This window comes from Streptomyces sp. NPDC102490, from assembly GCF_044765285.1.
In the GTDB taxonomy this organism is placed as follows: Bacteria; Actinomycetota; Actinomycetes; order Streptomycetales; family Streptomycetaceae; genus Streptomyces.
On sequence record NZ_JBIWJU010000002.1, the window covers coordinates 697216 to 715625 of the forward strand.

Sequence of the window (18410 nt, forward strand, 5' to 3'; positions counted from 1 at the left end):
CTCGGTCGTACGGACGGGCGAGACCAGGGCAAAGTCTACCGGCGGTCCTCCTCCTCCCGTGGGGCCTCTCGCCGACGCGAGCGCGGAAGCACCCGCAGGGCGTCCCCCATGTCCGCGACTTCCAGGACCTTCATGCCGTCAGGGACCCTGCCCGGATCGGCCGGTACCAGGGCGTGCGTGAAGCCCAGCCGGTGCGCCTCGGAGAGCCTGCGCTGCACCCCCGTGACCCGTCTCACCTCTCCGGCGAGACCGACTTCGCCGATCGCGACGAGGTTCTTGGGCAGCGGAGTGTCACTGGCCGCACTGGCCAGGGCCAGCGCGATGGCGAGGTCCGCGGCCGGCTCGGAGAGCTTCACGCCCCCCACCGTCGCACTGTAGATATCTCTCTTCCCCAGCGCACTGATGCGCCCCCGCTGCTCCAGCACGGCCAGCATCATCGACACCCGCGAGGTCTCGAGCCCCGAGGTCGTACGCCGCGGCGACGGAATCTGCGAGTCCACGGTCAGCGCCTGCACCTCGGCGACCAGCGGCCGACGCCCCTCCAGGGTGACGGTCAGACACGTACCGGGCACCGGCTCGGCCCGCCGCGTGAGAAACAGCCCGCTGGGATCGGCGAGCCCCGTGATCCCTTCGTCATGAAGCTCGAAGCAGCCGACCTCGTCCGTCGTCCCGTACCGGTTCTTGACCCCGCGCACCAGCCTCAGCCGCGCATGCCGGTCGCCCTCGAAATGCAGCACGACGTCCACGAGGTGCTCCAGCAGCCGCGGCCCCGCGATGGCCCCGTCCTTGGTGACGTGGCCCACGAGCAGCGTGGACATGCCGCGCTCCTTGGAGGCGCGGATCAGCGCGCCCGCCACCTCCCGCACCTGCGCCATGCCGCCCGGGGCGCCGTCGATCTCGGGCGAGGCCACGGTCTGCACGGAGTCCAGGATGAGCAGCGACGGCTTGACGGCGTCCAGATGCCCGAGCACCGCCGCGAGGTCCGTCTCGGCGGCGAGATACAGATGGTCGTCGATGGCGTGGATCCGGTCGGCCCGCAGCCGCACCTGGCTGGCCGACTCCTCACCGGTGACATACAGCGTCCGGTGCTCGTCGCTCGCCGACTTGGCCGCGACGTCCAGCAGCAGCGTGGACTTCCCGACGCCCGGCTCACCGGCGACCAGCACCACGGCTCCGGGCACCAGCCCGCCCCCGAGCACCCGGTCCAGCTCGGGCACCCCGGTGGAGCGGGCGGTCGCCTGCCGCCCGTCGACCTCCCCGATCGGCACCGCGGACGTGGTCACGCGCCCCGGGCTGGTCGTACGCACGGCGGGCGCGCCGTACTCCTCGACGGTGCCCCACGCCTGGCATTCGGGGCAGCGGCCGAGCCACTTGGCCGTCTGCCAGCCGCACTCGGTGCAGCGGTAGGACGGCCGTTCCTTGGCGGACTTCGTACGGGCAGCCATGCACGAACCGTAACCGCCCCCACTGACAACGCACTGAGCGGTCCGTTCCCGGCACCCGGCGCGGGGATGGGGAGCGCAGCCCGGCGTAGCGGGGTGCCGCTGCGCCGGCCCGTGCCTCCCCAGCGGCACGACTGCCCGCAGCTGGGTAGGTACGGCGAGAAGGGGTCGTGTCGGGGGGTGTCCGCCCGCAGCGGTTGGCGCGTCCGCGCCGGTGAGTTCTGTGGCCGACCGATTCCGCGCCGTTCCGAGGACGGACACCCCCCGGCGCGGCCCCGACCCACCCACCGGACGCACCGCGCACCGCGCACCCCCGCCGAAGCCGCACAGGCGCCGCAGGCACCCCGAAAGGGCGACCCCCACCCCACCCCAGCCCCGGAGGAACAGCTTCCTGTCCCCTTATGAGGGATCGTTTCACCCGTACGGGTTAAAAGTGCCCAACGCGCCAGTTCGCGCCACCCATAGCCCCCTACGGTCGCCGAGTGATGAGGAGCAGTCCGGAAACCACGACCCGCACGACCGGCGCACACCGGGCGCACCGGGAAGCGCGTGACCGCGCCGCGGCGAGGGCGCTGGTGCAGTCGCAGTCACAGCCGCAGCCGCCCGCGCAGCGTCCCCCCGCGCGCTACGCCGCGTACGACGCGTATCTGGACGGCCTGTTCACGTACTGCCTGTCCGTGCTCTGCGACCACGACGCCGCGACCACCGCCTTGGGCGACGTCCTCGCGCTGGCCGAGCGCCGCGGCCACCGCGCCCCCCACACCGCGGGCGACCGCAGGGCCTGGCTCTACGCCCTGGCCCGCTGGTCCTGCCTCCGCAAGCTGGCCGAGGCCAAGCAGAAACGTCCGAGCAGCCACGCGGCAGGCCGCCCCACCCCGTCCGCACCTCCCACCACCCCCACCCACGACGAGGCCTACCAGCGCCACCGCAGCGAACTCGCCCTCCTGGCCTGGCCGGAGGCCGCCGGCACCACCCCCGAGCAGCGTGAGGCCCTGGAACTGGCCGTACGCCACCACCTCGCCCCGCACGAGGTCGCCGCCGTCCTCGGCATGGACCTCGCCGCCACCCGCGAACTGCTCGCCTCGGCCGCCTGCGAGGTGGAACGCACCCGCGCCGCCCTGGCCGTCGTGGAGACCGGCACCTGCCCCGCGGTCGCCCGCCTCACCGGCGACAACCGCTACGTCCTGAGCAGCGCCCTGCGCCGCGAGCTGGTCCGGCACGTCGACGACTGCCCGCGCTGCCGCCGGACCGCCGAGCGCGCGGTCCCCGGCCGCTGGCCCGGCACCAGCGTCACCCCCGCCGAGCTGCCCGTCCTGGAGGCCCCCCGCACCGCACTGCACGCCGCCCCGGCCCACACCCCGCGCGCGCGGAGCGCCGCCCCCCGCTTCGACCGGCGCGGCTTCCCGATGGACCCCAAGGACCGCGCCGCCCGGCGGGACCGCCTGCGCGCCCGCGCCGTCACCACCACCGTCGTCGCCACCGTCGTGGCGGCCCCCGTGCTCGCCCTGTGGGCGGCCTACCGCGGCACCCCCGTCGTCGAGGGCGAGGAAGGCCGCTCGACCAGCGCCAGCGAGGCGCAGAACCCGGACGGCCCGGCGGGCGGGTCGGCGGGCGGCGGCAACGGGTACGAGAACGCCGGCAACGCGAGCACCACCCCGGGCACCGGCTTCGGCAAGAACGGCGAGGCCGACGTCTCGGTGGAGGTCGTCGGCGTCTCCGGCGCCGCCGGGAAGGGCGCCGGCCACCTCAGGGTGACGGCCGGCCACGACGGCGACACCACGCTGGTCACCCTGACCGCAACCGGCGACGCCCCGGTCCGCTGGTCCGCGTCCGTCGGCGCCGCCTGGCTCTACCTGAGCCAGTCCTCCGGCACCCTGCGCCCCGGCGAGACCGTGACGGTCCGGGTGTACGTCGACCACCTGCGCGAACCGTCCGGCCACTGGAGCGCACGGGTGGCCGTGTCGCCCGCCGGAGCCGTCGTGACCATCAAGGGCTACGGCCCCGCCCCCACCCCGTCCCGCCCCCGCCCGCGCCCCAGCACACCGGACGACACCACGTCCCCCTCCCACCCGGGCCCGAACCCGGACCCGTCCACCTCGCAGCCCCCCGATCCGGACCCGACGCCCCCCGACGACCCGTCGCCGACGCCGCCCGACCCGGACCCGACGACGAACGAACCGTCCCCGACCGGCGGCACGGGCGGCTCGTCACCACCACCGGGCAACACCGACAGCGATACCGCGAGCCCGCCCGGCTCCTAGGGGACTAGGCGCTGGGGCTAGGGGCGCCCGGGTCCCGGCCCCGGCCCCGGCCCCAGTCCCGTCTCAGCGACCGGGGTCCGCCGGATGCGGCGCCAGCAACGGCAGTTGCGAGGCCAGCCGCTCCTCGCACAGCTCGACCAGCCGGTCGTACCCCGCCTTGCCCATCAGCTCGATCAGCTCCGGCCGGTAGGACACGTACACCGGGTCCCCCGCACCGTGCGCCGAGGTCGCCGAGGTGCACCACCAGTGCAGGTCGTGCCCGCCCGGCCCCCACCCCCGCCGGTCGTACTCACCGATCGACACCTGGAGCACGCGCGTGTCGTCGGGCCGGTCGATCCACTCGAACGTCCGCCGGACCGGCAGCTGCCAGCACACGTCCGGCTTCGTCTCCAGCGGCTCCCGCCCCTCCTTCAGCGCCAGGATGTGCAGCGAGCAGCCCGCACCCCCGGAGAACCCCGGCCGGTTCTGGAAGATGCACGAGCCCTGGAAGGGCCGGGTCTGCCGGGAGCCCTCGTCGTCCTCGGAGGTCCAGCCGTTCCGCGTGCCCTCGGCGTGGTGCTGCCAGATGTCCGGCGTGAGCCTCGCCACGTGCCCGGCGACCCGCTTCTCGTCGTCCTCGTCGGAGAAGTGCGCGCCCAGCGAGCAGCACCCGTCGTCCGCGCGGCCCGCCTGGATGCCCTGGCAGCCGCTGCCGAAGATGCAGTTCCAGCGGGAGGTCAGCCAGGTCAGATCGCACCGGAAGACCTGCTCGTCGTCCGCCGGATCGGGAAACTCCACCCACGCGCGCGCGAAGTCGAGCCCCTTCTCGTCGCCCGCTCCTTCGACCGGTACGCGCTTTTTGTCCTTCTTGGCCGACTTTTCGTCCTTCGCCTTTTTCGTCTTTGGCACGGCTCCAGGGTAAGTCGCCCGAGCGCGAGCACGCCGCCAAGGACGAACCAAGGACGGGGAACCAGGGACGGGGAACCAGGGACGACCCAAGGACGAACCAAGGACGGCCCACCGCGACCGCCGCTGGCAGTAGCGTTCCGTACATGAGACTCGGTGTCCTCGACGTGGGTTCGAACACGGTGCATCTGCTGGTGGTGGACGCGCACCCCGGCGCCCGTCCGCTCCCCGCCCACTCGCACAAGGCGGACCTGCGCCTCGCCCAGCTCCTCGACGAGCACGGCGCGATCGGCCCCGACGGCGTCGACCGGTTGGTCGCCGTCGTCCATGACGCCCTCGGGGCCGCCGAGGACAAGGGCGTGGAGGACCTCCTGCCGTTCGCCACCTCGGCCGTGCGCGAGGCGACCAACGCCGACGACGTCCTCGCGCGCGTGCGCGCCGAGACCGGCGTCGAGCTGACCGTCCTCACCGGCGCCGAGGAGGCCCGGCTCACCTTCCTCGCCGCCCGCCGCTGGTTCGGCTGGTCCGCGGGCAAACTGCTGGTCCTCGACATCGGCGGCGGCTCCCTGGAGATCGCGTACGGCATCGACGAGGAGCCCGACGCCGCCGTGTCGCTGCCGCTCGGCGCGGGCCGGCTGACCGCGGCCCGGCTGCCCGACGACCCGCCCCACCCGGACGACGTCAGGGCGCTGCGCCGCCACGTCCGTACGGAGATCGCCCGGACCGTCGGCGACTTCAGCCGCCTGGGCGCCCCCGACCACGTGGTCGCCACCTCGAAGACCTTCCGGCAGCTGGCCCGCATCACCGGCGCCGCCCGCTCCGCCGAGGGCCTCTACGTCCAGCGCGAGCTGAAGCGCGCCTCGCTGGAGGCCTGGGTGCCCCGCCTGGCCGCCATGACCAGCGCAGAGCGCGCCGAACTCCCCGGCGTCTCCGAGGGCAGGGCGCACCAGCTGGTGGCCGGCGCCCTGGTGGCCGAGGCCGCGATGGACCTCTTCCGCGTGGAGAACCTGGAAATCTGCCCCTGGGCCCTCAGAGAGGGCGTGATCCTGCGGCGCCTGGACCACATGGGCCAGGGATGACGCGCCCCTGAAAGGGGCGCGGGGCTGTATCGATGTGCGGCTCCGCCGCGCGGGCGCGACAAGCCACAGCGCACCCGCACCCGCCCCCTATGGCAATAACCACAACGGCGATTGGGCACCCCGCGGCCGCCGGCCGGCACCCCGTACCCTGACCCCCGTGGCAAAACCAAGGGACGACGTCCGCACCCCGGACACGAAGGTCGCCCTGTCGACGGCTTCCGTCTACCCGGAGTCGACGGCGACGGCCTTCGAGATCGCCGCGCGCCTCGGCTACGACGGCGTGGAGGTGATGGTCTGGACGGACCCGGTCAGCCAGGACATCGAGGCGCTGCGCAGGCTCAGCGACTACCACCGCATGCCGATACTCGCCGTGCACGCACCGTGCCTGCTCATCACCCAGCGCGTCTGGTCCACCGACCCCTGGGTCAAGCTCCAGCGCGCCCGCGCCGCCGCCGAGAGGCTCGGCGCGTCCACCGTCGTCGTGCACCCCCCGTTCCGCTGGCAGCGCCAGTACGCGCGGGACTTCGTCGACGGCATCTGGCGGATGGCCGACGAGACGGACGTCCGCTTCGCCGTGGAGAACATGTACCCCTGGCGCTACCGCGACCGCGAGATGCAGGCGTACGCCCCCGACTGGGACGTGACGAAGCACGACTACCGGCACTTCACGATCGACCTCAGCCACGCCGCCACCTCCCGCACCGACGCCCTCGACATGATCGACCGCATGAGCGACCGCCTCGGCCACGTCCACCTGGCCGACGGCAAGGGCTCCGCCAAGGACGAGCACCTCGTCCCGGGCCGCGGCAACCAGCCCTGCGCCGAAGTGCTGGAGCACCTCGCGCGCACCGGCTTCGACGGCCACGTCGTCATCGAGGTCAACACCAGGCGCGCGATGTCCGGCGCCGAACGCGAGGCCGATCTCGCCGAGGCGCTCGCCTTCACCCGCCGGCACCTGGCGCAGACCGCGTCCCCGGTGCCGGGCGGCCCGGGGACGTGGACGGACCGCCGGTGAGCGGCGACGCCGACGGGACCACCCGGCGCCGCGGCCGCCCGCCCCGTACGGAGTCCGGGGACACCCGCGACCGCATCCTCGTCACCGCCCGCGAGGAGTTCTCCGAGCGCGGCTACGAGAAGACCTCCGTGCGCGGCATCGCCAAGGCCGCGGGCGTGGACCCGGCGCTGGTGCACCACTACTTCGGCACCAAGGAGCAGGTCTTCGAGGCGGCCATCGAGGTCGCCTTCGCACCGGCCTTGCGGGCCCCCGACGCGATCGGCGACGCCCCCCTCGACGAGGTGGGCGAGCGGCTCACCCGCTTCATCCTCGGCCTCTGGGAGAACCCGGCCAGCCGGACGCCCCTGCTGGCCATCGTCCGCTCCGCCGTGAACAACGAGACCGCCGCCGCCGTCTTCCGCCGCCTGATCGCCGCCCAGGTGCTGAGCCGGGTCGCCGCCCAGGTGGGCCTGCCGGACGCGGAACTGCGCGTCGAACTGGCCGCGGCGCAACTGGTGGGCTGCGCGATGCTCCGCTACGTGATCAAGGTGGAGCCGCTGGCCTCCGCGGACCCGGAGCAGATCGTCGCCCGCCTGGCCCCGGTCGTCCAGGGCCACCTCACCGGCCCCTGAGGGCACCCGCCCACCACGTACGGCGAGACGAACGTCCCGCATTCCGGACACCCCGTCCCGACCCCTGGATGACCGGCGTACGCTCGACGGCAGTCATAACTCTCCGAAGGAGCGAGCGACGATGCCCGAACTGAGGTCCCGCACTGTCACCCACGGCCGCAACATGGCGGGCGCCCGCGCCCTTATGCGTGCCTCCGGTGTACCCGGCGCGGACATCGGGCGTAAGCCGATCATCGCCGTCGCCAACAGCTTCACGGAGTTCGTGCCGGGCCACACGCACCTGGCGCCGGTCGGCCGGATCGTCAGCGAGGCGGTCGTCGCGGCCGGCGGCATCCCGCGCGAGTTCAACACGATCGCCGTGGACGACGGCATCGCCATGGGCCACGGCGGCATGCTCTACAGCCTGCCCTCCCGCGACCTGATCGCGGACAGCGTGGAGTACATGGTCGAGGCCCACTGCGCCGACGCCCTGATCTGCATCTCCAACTGCGACAAGATCACCCCGGGCATGCTCAACGCGGCGCTCCGCCTGAACATCCCGACGGTCTTCGTCTCCGGCGGCCCGATGGAGTCCGGCCGCGCCACCCTGGTCGACGGCACGGTCCGCACCCTCGACCTGGTCGACGCGATGTCGGAGGCGGTCAACGAGAAGATCTCCGACGCGGACATCCTCCGCATCGAGGAGAACGCCTGCCCGACCTGCGGCTCCTGTTCCGGCATGTTCACCGCCAACTCGATGAACTGCCTGACCGAGGCGATCGGCCTCTCCCTGCCCGGCAACGGCTCGGTCCTGGCCACCCACACCGCCCGCAAGGCGCTCTACGAGAACGCGGCCCGCACGGTCCTCGACCTGACCCGCCGCTACTACGAGCAGGACGACGACTCGGTCCTGCCCCGCAACATCGCCACCCCCGCGGCCTTCGAGAACGCCATGGCGCTCGACATCGCGATGGGCGGCTCCACCAACACGATCCTGCACCTGCTGGCCGCCGCCCAGGAGGCGGAGGTCCCCTACGGCCTCACCGAGATGGACGCCCTCTCGCGCCGCGTCCCGTGCCTGGCCAAGGTCGCGCCGAACGTCGCCAAGGACCGCACGTACTACATGGAGGACGTGCACCGCGCGGGCGGCATCCCGGCCCTCCTCGGCGAACTGCACCGCGGCGGCCTGCTCAACGAGGACGTGCACTCCGTCCACAGCCCGTCCCTGGCCGACTGGCTCAAGACCTGGGACATCCGCGGCGGCTCGCCCTCCCAGGAGGCCGTCGAGCTGTGGCACGCGGCCCCCGGCTGCGTCCGCTCCGCCGAGGCGTTCTCCCAGTCCGAGCGCTGGGACTCCCTGGACGACGACGCCGAGAACGGCTGCATCCGCTCCGTGGAGCACGCCTACTCCAAGGACGGCGGCCTCGCGGTCCTGCGCGGCAACCTCGCCGTCGACGGCTGCGTGGTGAAGACCGCCGGCGTCGACGAGTCCATCTGGACCTTCGAGGGCCCGGCGGTCGTCTGCGAGTCGCAGGAGGAGGCCGTCCAGAAGATCCTCACCCAGCAGGTCAAGGAGGGCGACGTCGTCGTCATCCGCTACGAGGGCCCCAAGGGCGGCCCCGGCATGCAGGAGATGCTCTACCCGACCTCGTACCTCAAGGGCCGCGGCCTCGGAAAGGCCTGCGCCCTGGTCACCGACGGCCGGTTCTCCGGCGGCACCTCGGGCCTGTCCATCGGCCACGCCTCCCCGGAGGCCGCCGCCGGCGGCACCATCGCCCTGGTCGAGGACGGCGACCGCATCCGCATCGACATCCCGAACCGCTCCATCGAGCTGCTCGTGGACGACGCCGAGCTGACCCGCCGCGCGCAGGCCCTCAACGGCGTGTACGCCCCGAAGAACCGCGACCGCAAGGTCTCCGCGGCCCTGAAGGCGTACGCCGCGATGGCCACCAGCGCGGACAAGGGCGCGGTCCGCGACGTCAGCAAGCTGGGCTGACCCCGCCCCGAGGGACCACCCCGAGGACCCCGGCAGGGGACCCGGTACGGCCTACCAGGCCCCCGGGTCCCGCCCCGGCACCCCGAACACCGTCCCGTCCGGCGCCCCGGCGTACACGTACCCGCCCGCGAGCAGCGGCACCGGTAGTGAGGCGGGCACCTTGTCCGAGTCGGGGCCGAGCCGGGGCCGGGTCTGCCCGAGGAGCCTGCCCCGGCGCGCGTCGACGCCGAGGAGCCGCCCGTCGGGCGCGGTGACGTACACGTGCCGCCCGTCGGAGACCGGCGACGAGCCCCGGCTCACGCCCGTCTCCAGCCGCCACGCCTGCTTCCCCGCCGCCATGTCGACGGCCACCAGCGAGCCGCCCGCGCCCATGAGGTACAGGGTGTCCCCGTGCACCCCGGCCTGCGCCGCCTCGACCGGGATCGGCAGCGTCACCCGCCGGGTCGCCCCGGTGGCGGGCGTGTAGCGGACCACGGTCGAGACGTCGCCGTAGGCCGCCCCCTCGACGACGAGGAACACGGAACCGTCCGCGGCGGCCCCCACCGGCTTCAGCTCCCCCGCCAGCTCCGCGTCCCAGCGCACGTCCCCGCTCGCCGGGTCCACCGCGGTGACCCGGGTGTGCTGCCCGTCGGCGCTCGGGCTCGCCGCGTACGCCGCCGGCCGCCGCTCCCCGGCGAACGAGGTGAAGTACGGCACCGCCTGCCCGGGGACCCGGTGCGCCCACTTCGTCCGCCCCGAGGCGCTGTCGACGCCGGTGACCATCCCGTCGGCGCGGGTGAGCAGCAGCATGTCGCCGACGGTCCGCAGCCCGTCGTACGCGGGCATGTCCTCCTGCCACGCGGGCTTCCCCGTCGCGGGGTCGAGCGCCTCCAGCGGGCCCAGCAGGCCGACCTCGGGCTGCACGAGCCCGCCCGACACGACCGGCGGTTCGTCCCGCACGGTCTCCGCGACGGGGTGCCGCCACAGCGTGCTGCCGTCGGCCGGGTCGAGGGCGAAGACCAGACCGGGCCGCGCGCACAGCAGCCGCCGGGCCGCGTACGAGCACTGCGGCATCCCGCCGCCCTTCGCCCCGGGCCCCGCCTCCCACGCCCCGAACCCGCCCGGCGCACTCTGCGCGGTGGGCGTGCGGGCGGGCTCGGCACCGCCGAACGCCTGCACCGCCACGAGGCTCCCGGCCACGGCGAGCCCCACCGCCCCGGCGACCAGCGCCGACCGCTTCCCCAGCCGCCGTACGATCCGCCCGGACCGCCCGGCCGGCCCGGACGGCTCGGCGGGAGCCGGCGGGGCGGGTTCCGCACCGGCCTCCCGCGGGGTCTCGGTCCGCTCCGCCCGCGGTGCCGGTATGAACACCTGCGTGTCGAAGGCCGCCGCGACCGACCGCAGCTCCCGCATCAACTCGTCCGGCGTCGGCCGGTCCTCGGGCTCCTTGGCCAGACACCGCAGCACCAGCGGCGCGAGCGAGTCCGGTACGCCGGTCAGATCGGGCTCGTCGTGCACCACCTGGTAGGCGACCACGTACGGGCTGTCGGAGTCGAAGGGCCCCCGCCCGGTCGCCGCGTGCACCATCAGCGAGCCGAGGGTGAAGACGTCCGCCGCGGGGCCCACCTCCCGGGGCCGCCGGAACTGCTCGGGCGCCATGTACGGCGGCGTACCGATCAGCTTCCCGGTCTCGGTGCGCAGTTCGCTGTCCTTCGGCCGGGAGATGCCGAAGTCGATGACCTTCGGACCGTCCTCGGCGAGCAGGACGTTGCTCGGTTTCAGATCGCGGTGCACCACGCCGACCCGGTGGATGTCGCGCAGCGCCTCGGCGAGCCCGGCCATCAGCCGGCGCAGCTGGGGCTCGTCCATCGGCCCGTTCCGCTTCACGTGCTCCGAGAGCGTGGGACCGGGGATGAACAGCGTGGCCATCCAGGGCCGCCCGGCCTCCGGGTCGGCGTCCACGACCGGTGCCGTGAAGGCCCCGCTCACCCGCCGGGCCGCGGCCACCTCCTGCCGGAAACGCCCCCTGAACTCGGGGTCCCTGGCATACGTCGCGTGCACGACCTTGACCGCGACGCGCATCCCGGAGGTGCTGCGGGCCAGGTGCACGACGCCCATGCCGCCCGAGCCGAGGCGGGACTCCAGCCGGTAGTGGCCGGCGTACTCCGGAAGTTCCGCTTCCGCGTCCGCTCCGGCATCCCGCTGCGGCGCCATGGAACCACCCCCGTGCTGTTCGTTCGCGCGAGCGATGCTCGGAGCCTAGTCGATGGGGCCCACGGGACAGAGGCGGCCTGCCGACTGTCGTGTGCGAGGTGCGAACTGGTGTTTCATGGCTTGTTCTTCGGGTATCAACGGTGCCCCACGAACGTCGTGGGGCTCAACGGGGGGAGTCATCCATGTCGGTCGACCAGGTCCAGAACATCGGCGGCGGCGAAGAGGGAGCAGCGGGGCGGGCCGAGGGAGTGGTCGCGGCGGCGGCCCTGCTCTCCTACCCGGTCGCGCCGGGCTACCGCGTGAACGTCCGCAGCGGCCCGGGCACCCACTACTCCGTGGTGCGGGTCCTGCCCGAGGGCGCCAGGGTCACGATCAACTGCCAGCGCACGGGGGAGTGGGTCTCCGGCCCCTACGGCACCTCGAACATCTGGGACAACATCGGCAGCGGCCAGTACGTCTCCGACGCGTACGTCCGCACCGGCAGCGACGGCTACGTCGCCCCGCGCTGCTGACCTTGTAACGGGGCTGTCCCAGGGACGTACGAGGAGGGTGCCGGGAGGAACGGCGTGCCGGGCCGAGTGGCTCTTGGCAGACGGAAGCGCCCGCTCGGACCGCACGGTACGGGCGGCCCGGCACGCCAACCGACTCTGAGGTAGACAACGATGCGCGTTCGCAAGCTGACCCTCGCCGCCATGGCCCTCGCCGCCGGTCTCTCGCTCACGGCCTGCCAGAACGATGACGGCGGCTCGGACCGGAGCGCGGCCCCTTCGGCCGCCTCCACCGCGTCCTCGTCGAACGGCGGCTCGGGATCGGCGGGCTCGGACCAGCAGGGCGGGACGGACTCCGCGGGCAAGTCCCCCAACGGGACCGGCGGCAGCAAGGGAACGGGCGGGTCCGCGGGGGCCGCCGAGGACGGCAAGGCCGCCGGCTGCCGCACCGACGAGCTGGAGATCACCGCGATGGACGCCACGGTCGGCGGCGACACCGAGGGCACCGTCGCGGTGGACCTGAAGAACGGCGGCGGCCGGGACTGCACGCTCACCGGCTACGCGGGCGTCGACCTGAAGACGAACGCGGGAACCCTGTCCGCGAAGCGCACCGGCGAGCAGGCCCCCACGGTCGTCCTCGCGGACGGCGACACGGTGACCTTCGGCATCACCTACCCGATCAACGACTCGGGCGGCTCCGGCGTCCGCGTCACCGGGCTGGTGGTGACTCCGCCGAACGAGACCAAGTCGGTCACCCTCGACTGGCCGGGCGGCGCCTCGCTGCCCGTCACGGACGGCTCCGGCACCCCGGTGCGGGTCGGCCCGCTCGGCAGCGCCGGCCAGGGCGGCTGACCGCGCGGCACGCCCCGCAAGGCGCGCGCCATAATCGACCCGTGAGCGCAGCGAACGGCACCAACGGCACCCCGGACACCCAGGCGGGCCCCCGCCCCGAACCCCTCCGGTTCTACGGCACCACCTGGGTGGACCACGACCACGGCTACACCGCCCGCCGGGTGGCTCTCGCCGTCGGCTCCCTCGCCGCGGCGGCCGCCGCCTGCTTCGTGCTCCGCGTCGCCTACCAGGGCCTCCAGATCGCCGACATCGGCAGCTTCGTCTCGCTGCTGATGATCGTGATGTTCGCGATCTGCAGCGCCCTGGCCTTCCGCCACACCTGGTCCGGCTTCACCGGCCGCCCCGACCCCGACCGCCAGGCCGCCCTGCGCGGCCTGCTCGCCATCGGCTTCGTCGGCTCCCTCCTCGCCTACTTCTTCCGCACCTTCACCGAGGCGCCGGGCGAGAAGCTGCACCGCGAGGAGTACGCGAGGGCGCGCGAGGAGTACGCGAAGCGCACCACCCGCCGCTCGGGCAACCCGTCGAGGAAGCGCCCCCGGAAGTAACCCGGGAGGGAACCCGCCCCGCCCACGGCGCCCCCCAGAACCCCCACCCCGTCCGCGCCGGCCCGGCCACCATGGCCGTATGACGACACCGCTGACCCCGGACGACCCGGCCGCCGCGACCACCCCCGGGCGGGCCCACCACCGCGCCCGCGCCCACTCCTTCAACGCCGCCGCCGCCCAGTACGCCGCCAACCGCCCCTCCTACCCGCCCGCCCTCTTCGACGCGCTGGAGGAGCTGACCGGCCGCCCCCTCAAGGGCGCCCGCGTCGTGGACGTCGGCGCCGGCACCGGCCTCGCCACCGCCCGCCTGCACGAGCGCGGCGCCGACGTGATCGCCGTGGAACCGGGCGCCGGCATGGCCACCGAGTTCCGTCGCACCCTCCCCGGCGTGCCCGTGGTCCGCGGCAACGGCAACGCCCTGCCCCTCGCCGCCCACAGCGCCGACCTGCTCACCTACGCCCAGGCGTGGCACTGGACCGACCCCGCCCTGGCCGTCCCGGAGGCGCTGCGCGTGCTGCGTCCGGGCGGCGCGCTGGCGCTGTGGTGGAACACCGACGCCCACGACGTGCCGTGGATCGCGGAGTCGGCGCGACGCGTCGACCGGCACTTCGCGCACCTGAACCTCTCCGCCGAGAAACGCGACTTCGACGCCCGCTTCGCCGACCCCACCGGCACGCTCGACTTCGTGCACCGCGAGATCCGCTGGAGCCGCCGCGTCCCGCTCGACACCCACCTGGCCAACCTCGCCAGCCACTCGGTCTTCCTGACCGACACCGAGGAACGCGCCGCCGCCTTCTTCGCCGAGGAGCGCCGCCACCTGCTGGCCGTCTTCCCGACCGGACGCGTCGAGGAGGCGTACGTCGTCCACCTCCTCCTCGCGACGGCTTGACGCCACGGGCGCCCGGGAGGAGTATTCATCACATGATGAATTACTCGCCGGAGTACTCCTCCCGACCCCCCGACGGCCACGGCGACACCCCCGCCCCACCGGCCGTCCACGCCCAGGACCTCACCGTCGCCCGCGGCACCCGCACCGTCCTGCGGGGCCTCGGCTTCACCGTCCCGCGCGGCCGCATCACCGGCCTCCTCGGCCCCTCCGGCTGCGGCAAGTCGACCCTGATGCGGTCGATCGTCGGCACCCAGTCCAAGGTCACCGGCACCCTGGACGTCCTCGGCCGCCCGGCCGGCCACCCGGCCCTGCGCACCCGCATCGGCTACGTCACCCAGGCCCCGTCCGTCTTCGACGACCTGACCGTCCGCCAGAACCTGGACTACTTCGCCGAGATCCTCGACCCCGGCCGGGCGGCCGCCGACCGCCGCCGCGAGGACGTCACCCGGGTCATCGCCGACGTCGACCTCACCACCCGCGCCGACGCCCTGGCCGGGAACCTCTCCGGCGGCCAGCGCAGCCGCGTCTCCCTCGCCGTGGCCCTCCTCGGCGCCCCCGAACTCCTGGTCCTCGACGAACCCACGGTCGGCCTCGACCCGGTACTCCGCCGCGACCTGTGGACCCTCTTCCACTCCCTCGCCGCCGACCGCGGCGCCACCCTCCTCGTCTCCTCCCACGTCATGGACGAGGCCGAGCGCTGCCACCGACTGCTCCTGATGCGCGAGGGCGAAGTCCTCGCCGACGACACCCCCGACGCCCTGCGCGCCCGTACCGGCTCCGAGACGGTCGAGGAGGCCTTCCTCCACCTGGTCGACGAGGCGAAGGCCGAGGCGGCGGCCCGCACGAAGGAGACCACCCGATGACCACGCCCACCGCCCCCACGACCGCTGCGCCCACCCTCACCCCGGCGCCCACCCGCCCCCTGAGCCTCTCCCGCACCACGGCCACCGCGACCCGGGTCCTGCGCCAGCTGAGCCACGACCCCCGCACCATCGCGCTCCTGATGCTGATCCCCTGCGTGATGCTCTTCCTGCTGCGCTACGTCTTCGACGGCAGCCCGCGCACCTTCGACAACATCGGCGCCTCGCTCCTCGGCATCTTCCCGCTGATCACGATGTTCCTGGTCACGTCCATCGCGACGCTGCGCGAGCGCACCTCCGGCACCCTCGAACGCCTCCTCGCCCTGCCGCTCGGCAAGGGCGACCTCATCGCCGGCTACGCCCTCGCCTTCGGCGTCCTCGCCATCGTCCAGTCGGCCCTCGCCACCGGCCTGGCGGTCTGGTTCCTGGGCCTGGACGTGACGGGCAGCCCCTGGCTCCTCCTCCTGGTCGCCCTGCTCGACGCCCTCCTGGGCACCGCCCTCGGCCTCTTCGTCTCGGCCTTCGCGGCCTCCGAATTCCAGGCGGTCCAGTTCATGCCGGCGGTGATCTTCCCCCAACTCCTCCTCTGCGGCCTCTTCACCCCGCGCGACAACATGCACCCGGCCCTGGAGGCCGTCTCCGACGTCCTGCCCATGTCCTACGCGGTGGACGGCATGAACGAGGTCCTGCGCCACACCGACATGACCACCGCCTTCGTACGCGACGCCCTGATCGTCGCGGGCTGCGCCCTGCTGGTCCTGACCCTGGGAGCGGCAACGCTGAAACGCCGAACGGCATGACCACCCCGCCCGTCCAGGCCGAAAGTCCCGCGGACTGGACGCGGAACGCCCCACCCCCACCCGCGATGCGAGGATGACCCCGGACGACGCGCACACCCGGAAGGGCACCGAACCCATGACCCAGAAAGTCGCAGTCCTCGGCACCGGCAAGATCGGCGAAGCCCTCCTCAGCGGCATGATCGGAGCCGGCTGGGACCCCGCCGACCTCCTGGTCACCGCCCGCCGCCGGGAGCGGGCCGAAGAACTCCGCGCCCGCCACGGAGTCACCCCGGTCACCAACGCCGAGGCCGCCAAGACCGCCGACACCCTGATCCTCACGGTCAAGCCCCAGGACATGGGCACCCTCCTCGACGAACTCGCCCCGCACGTCCCGGCCGACCGCCTGGTCATCAGCGGCGCGGCGGGCATCCCCACCGCCTTCTTCGAGGAACGCCTCGCCCCCGGCACCCCGGTCGTCCGCGTCATGACGAACACCCCGGCCCTCGTGGACGAGGCCATGTCCGTGATCTCGGCCGGCACCCACGCGACCGAGGCCCACCTGACCCACACCGAGGAGATCTTCGGCGCCGTCGGCAAGACCCTCCGCGTCCCCGAGTCCCAGCAGGACGCCTGCACCGCCCTCTCCGGCTCGGGACCGGCGTACTTCTTCTACCTGGTCGAGGCCATGACCGACGCCGGCATCCTCCTCGGCCTGCCCCGCGACAAGGCCCACGACCTGATCGTCCAGTCCGCGATCGGCGCCGCGAAGATGCTCCGCGACAGCGGCGAACACCCGGTCAAGCTGCGCGAGAACGTCACGTCCCCCGCCGGCACCACCATCAACGCCATCCGCGAACTGGAGAACCACGGCGTCCGCGCCGCCCTCATCGCCGCCCTGGAGGCCGCCCGCGACCGCAGCCGCGAGCTGGCCTCCGGCACCAAGGACTGACGACCGAACGAACCGGCCCGGGTGCCTACCGGGCCGCGTTCACCGGGGGCAGCAGCCCGATCGCCCGGTAAGCGGCGTCCACCGTCGGCCGCGCCGCCGCCCGCGCCTTCTCGGCCCCCTCCCGGAGCACACCCTCGACGTACCCGGGGTCGGCGCACAGCTCCTGATGCCGCTCCCGCAGGGGCCTCAGCACCTCGACGACCGCCTCCGCGGTGTCCTTCTTCAGCGCGCCGTACGAGTCGTACCCGCCCGCCAGCTCCGCGGGGTCCCCACCCGTGCAGGCGGCGAGAATCTCCAGCAGGTTCGCCGGTCCTGGCCGCTCCTCCCGGTCGTACACGACGTCCCGCCCGCTGTCGGTCACGGCCCGCATGACCTTCTTCCGCACCACGTCCGGCTCGTCCAGCAGATAGATGATCCCCGGCCCGACGTCGTCGCTCTTGCCCATCTTCGAAGCGGGCTCCTGCAGATTCATCACCCGGGCCGCCACCGCCGGGCTGGTCACCCGCGGCACCACGAACGTGTGCCCGTACCGCTGGTTGAACCGCACCGCGAGATCACGGGCCAGCTCCACATGCTGGGTCTGGTCGTCCCCGACCGGCACCTCGTCCGTCCCGTACGCCAGGATGTCGGCCGCCATCAGCACGGGGTACGTCAGCAGCGACAGCCGCACACTTCCACCGCGCTCCCGCTCCCGCGCGGCCTTCTCCTTGTACTGGATCATCCGCCGCATCTCGCCGTCGGTCGCCACACACTCCAGTACGTACGACAGCCGCGCGTGCTCGTCCACGTGACTCTGCACGAACACCGTGCACAGCTCGGGATCGAGCCCCGCCGCCAGCAGCAGCGACGCCGCCTGCCGGCTGAGTCTGCGCACCCGCGCCGGATCGTGGTCCACGGTCAGCGCGTGCAGGTCGACGACGCAGAACAGCGCGTCCGACCGGTGCTGGTCCACCGCGGCCCACTGCCGCATGGCTCCCAGATAGTTCCCCAGCGTCAGGTGCCCGGTCGGCTTGACCCCACTGAAGACCCGTGTCATCTCTCCACCTCCTGGTCAGGGCCGCCGCCACCGGCCGGCCGCCCCTCCTGGAGGGAGATACGAGAACGGCCGCCGAAGCGGCGGCCGTCGAGTGCATACGTGTGTGCGGCCGCCGTCAGGCGGCCCGCCAGAGCTGGGTACACGTACGCGTCGTCACGAGCCCCACCGTACGCCTGCGCGGCCCGCTCCGCCCGGGATTTGACACGACCGTGCCGCACTCCTAGTGTTCTCCGAGTTGTCCGACGTGAGCGCCGACCCCGGTCGGTCCCCGGACAGCGATTCCGCAGGTACCCACCACTCTTCGACGAACAGTCGCGTTGTCGGCGTCGTCGTCCTGGCGGTGCGCGTATTAACGGAATGAGGAATCCATGTTCGAAAGAACGCGGCCCCCCGATTAGCTCGGGAGCCGGGAGTCCGCTAGAGTCTCACCTCGTTGAAACGGCCCAAGGGCCGCGGAGACAACCCCCTCTGACGGGGAATCAGGGCCGAAAGGATCTGATAGAGTCGGAACCGCCGGAAAGGGAAACGCGAAAGCGGGAACCTGGAAAGCA

The 18410-nt window shown here is 73.3% G+C and carries 16 protein-coding genes; 12 read left to right on the top strand and 4 right to left on the bottom strand.

Translation table 11 applies throughout. The annotated features are described in order from the left end of the window. Nucleotides 1-35: 35 nt before the first annotated feature. Nucleotides 36-1445 carry a DNA repair protein RadA gene (gene radA, locus ACIRGB_RS06650; protein WP_403859252.1) on the bottom strand — a complete coding sequence of 470 codons (1410 nt, stop codon included), beginning with the start codon at nucleotides 1443-1445 and terminating at the stop codon, nucleotides 36-38. A gap of 482 nt (nucleotides 1446-1927) precedes the next feature. Between radA and ACIRGB_RS06655 the strand changes: the two genes are divergently transcribed. After that, entirely contained in the window at nucleotides 1928-3703 is a 1776-nt protein-coding gene (locus ACIRGB_RS06655) for a hypothetical protein (RefSeq protein WP_403859254.1), read from the top strand. Between the two features lie 63 nt (nucleotides 3704-3766). Here the strand turns inward: ACIRGB_RS06655 and ACIRGB_RS06660 are convergent, their stop codons facing one another. Next, a complete protein-coding gene (locus tag ACIRGB_RS06660; protein ID WP_403859256.1) occupies nucleotides 3767-4591 on the bottom strand; it encodes a hypothetical protein in 825 nt (274 codons plus the stop codon). Between the two features lie 143 nt (nucleotides 4592-4734). On the opposite strand from ACIRGB_RS06660, the gene ACIRGB_RS06665 reads away from it, so the two are divergent. The 4 genes from ACIRGB_RS06665 to ilvD all read left to right on the top strand — a co-directional run bounded on the left by ACIRGB_RS06665 (nucleotide 4735) and on the right by ilvD (nucleotide 9268). Next, entirely contained in the window at nucleotides 4735-5667 is a 933-nt protein-coding gene (locus ACIRGB_RS06665) for a Ppx/GppA family phosphatase (RefSeq protein WP_403859258.1), read from the top strand. A gap of 157 nt (nucleotides 5668-5824) precedes the next feature. Next, the gene (locus ACIRGB_RS06670; RefSeq protein WP_403859260.1) at nucleotides 5825-6682 is read left to right on the top strand and encodes a sugar phosphate isomerase/epimerase family protein; all 858 of its coding nucleotides are present in this window, start codon (nucleotides 5825-5827) and stop codon (nucleotides 6680-6682) included. After that, nucleotides 6679-7293 carry a TetR family transcriptional regulator gene (locus ACIRGB_RS06675; RefSeq protein ID WP_403859262.1) on the top strand — a complete coding sequence of 205 codons (615 nt, stop codon included), beginning with the start codon at nucleotides 6679-6681 and terminating at the stop codon, nucleotides 7291-7293. The genes ACIRGB_RS06670 and ACIRGB_RS06675 overlap by 4 nt, the downstream gene beginning before the upstream one ends. Nucleotides 7294-7414: 121 nt before the next feature. Then, on the top strand, nucleotides 7415-9268 hold the full coding sequence (ilvD, locus tag ACIRGB_RS06680; protein ID WP_403859264.1) for a dihydroxy-acid dehydratase: 1854 nt from the start codon (nucleotides 7415-7417) through the stop codon (nucleotides 9266-9268). A 51-nt stretch (nucleotides 9269-9319) separates the two neighbouring features. Here ilvD and ACIRGB_RS06685 read toward each other — a convergent pair whose 3' ends face one another. Then, nucleotides 9320-11461 carry a PQQ-binding-like beta-propeller repeat protein gene (locus ACIRGB_RS06685; RefSeq protein ID WP_403859265.1) on the bottom strand — a complete coding sequence of 714 codons (2142 nt, stop codon included), beginning with the start codon at nucleotides 11459-11461 and terminating at the stop codon, nucleotides 9320-9322. 182 nt (nucleotides 11462-11643) lie between these two features. Here ACIRGB_RS06685 and ACIRGB_RS06690 point away from each other — a divergent pair, with 182 nt between their 5' ends. The 7 genes from ACIRGB_RS06690 (at nucleotide 11644) to proC (ending at nucleotide 16823) form a co-directional block, all read left to right on the top strand. Then, nucleotides 11644-11973 (top strand): SH3 domain-containing protein, encoded by a 330-nt coding sequence (locus tag ACIRGB_RS06690; protein WP_403859267.1) that lies wholly within the window; start codon nucleotides 11644-11646, stop codon nucleotides 11971-11973. Nucleotides 11974-12123: 150 nt separating this feature from the next. Next, a complete protein-coding gene (locus ACIRGB_RS06695) occupies nucleotides 12124-12801 on the top strand; it encodes a DUF4232 domain-containing protein (protein ID WP_403859269.1) in 678 nt (225 codons plus the stop codon). A gap of 41 nt (nucleotides 12802-12842) precedes the next feature. Further along, a complete protein-coding gene (locus ACIRGB_RS06700; RefSeq protein WP_403859271.1) occupies nucleotides 12843-13346 on the top strand; it encodes an EamA/RhaT family transporter in 504 nt (167 codons plus the stop codon). A 79-nt stretch (nucleotides 13347-13425) separates the two neighbouring features. After that, nucleotides 13426-14235: a class I SAM-dependent methyltransferase gene (locus tag ACIRGB_RS06705; protein ID WP_403859273.1), complete on the top strand. Its 810-nt coding sequence runs from the start codon at nucleotides 13426-13428 to the stop codon at nucleotides 14233-14235. A gap of 32 nt (nucleotides 14236-14267) precedes the next feature. Further along, nucleotides 14268-15098 carry an ABC transporter ATP-binding protein gene (locus ACIRGB_RS06710; protein ID WP_403859275.1) on the top strand — a complete coding sequence of 277 codons (831 nt, stop codon included), beginning with the start codon at nucleotides 14268-14270 and terminating at the stop codon, nucleotides 15096-15098. After that, nucleotides 15095-15895, top strand: coding sequence for an ABC transporter permease (locus tag ACIRGB_RS06715; RefSeq protein ID WP_403859277.1), 801 nt, complete (start codon nucleotides 15095-15097; stop codon nucleotides 15893-15895). The genes ACIRGB_RS06710 and ACIRGB_RS06715 overlap by 4 nt, the downstream gene beginning before the upstream one ends. A 115-nt stretch (nucleotides 15896-16010) precedes the next feature. Beyond that, the gene (gene proC / locus ACIRGB_RS06720) at nucleotides 16011-16823 is read left to right on the top strand and encodes a pyrroline-5-carboxylate reductase (protein WP_403859279.1); all 813 of its coding nucleotides are present in this window, start codon (nucleotides 16011-16013) and stop codon (nucleotides 16821-16823) included. Between the two features lie 25 nt (nucleotides 16824-16848). Here the strand turns inward: proC and trpS are convergent, their stop codons facing one another. Further along, nucleotides 16849-17859, bottom strand: coding sequence for a tryptophan--tRNA ligase (gene trpS, locus ACIRGB_RS06725; RefSeq protein ID WP_403859281.1), 1011 nt, complete (start codon nucleotides 17857-17859; stop codon nucleotides 16849-16851). Between the last annotated feature and the right edge of the window lie 551 nt (nucleotides 17860-18410).

Coding starts and splice junctions, on each gene's coding strand:
- radA (WP_403859252.1), bottom strand. CDS start 1,445: ATGGCTGCCCGTACGAAGTCCGCCAAGGAACGGCCGTCCTACCGCTGC.
- ACIRGB_RS06655 (WP_403859254.1), top strand. CDS start 1,928: ATGAGGAGCAGTCCGGAAACCACGACCCGCACGACCGGCGCACACCGG.
- ACIRGB_RS06665 (WP_403859258.1), top strand. CDS start 4,735: ATGAGACTCGGTGTCCTCGACGTGGGTTCGAACACGGTGCATCTGCTG.
- ilvD (WP_403859264.1), top strand. CDS start 7,415: ATGCCCGAACTGAGGTCCCGCACTGTCACCCACGGCCGCAACATGGCG.
- ACIRGB_RS06685 (WP_403859265.1), bottom strand. CDS start 11,461: ATGGCGCCGCAGCGGGATGCCGGAGCGGACGCGGAAGCGGAACTTCCG.
- ACIRGB_RS06690 (WP_403859267.1), top strand. CDS start 11,644: ATGTCGGTCGACCAGGTCCAGAACATCGGCGGCGGCGAAGAGGGAGCA.
- ACIRGB_RS06695 (WP_403859269.1), top strand. CDS start 12,124: ATGCGCGTTCGCAAGCTGACCCTCGCCGCCATGGCCCTCGCCGCCGGT.
- ACIRGB_RS06705 (WP_403859273.1), top strand. CDS start 13,426: ATGACGACACCGCTGACCCCGGACGACCCGGCCGCCGCGACCACCCCC.
- ACIRGB_RS06710 (WP_403859275.1), top strand. CDS start 14,268: ATGATGAATTACTCGCCGGAGTACTCCTCCCGACCCCCCGACGGCCAC.
- ACIRGB_RS06715 (WP_403859277.1), top strand. CDS start 15,095: ATGACCACGCCCACCGCCCCCACGACCGCTGCGCCCACCCTCACCCCG.
- proC (WP_403859279.1), top strand. CDS start 16,011: ATGACCCAGAAAGTCGCAGTCCTCGGCACCGGCAAGATCGGCGAAGCC.
- trpS (WP_403859281.1), bottom strand. CDS start 17,859: ATGACACGGGTCTTCAGTGGGGTCAAGCCGACCGGGCACCTGACGCTG.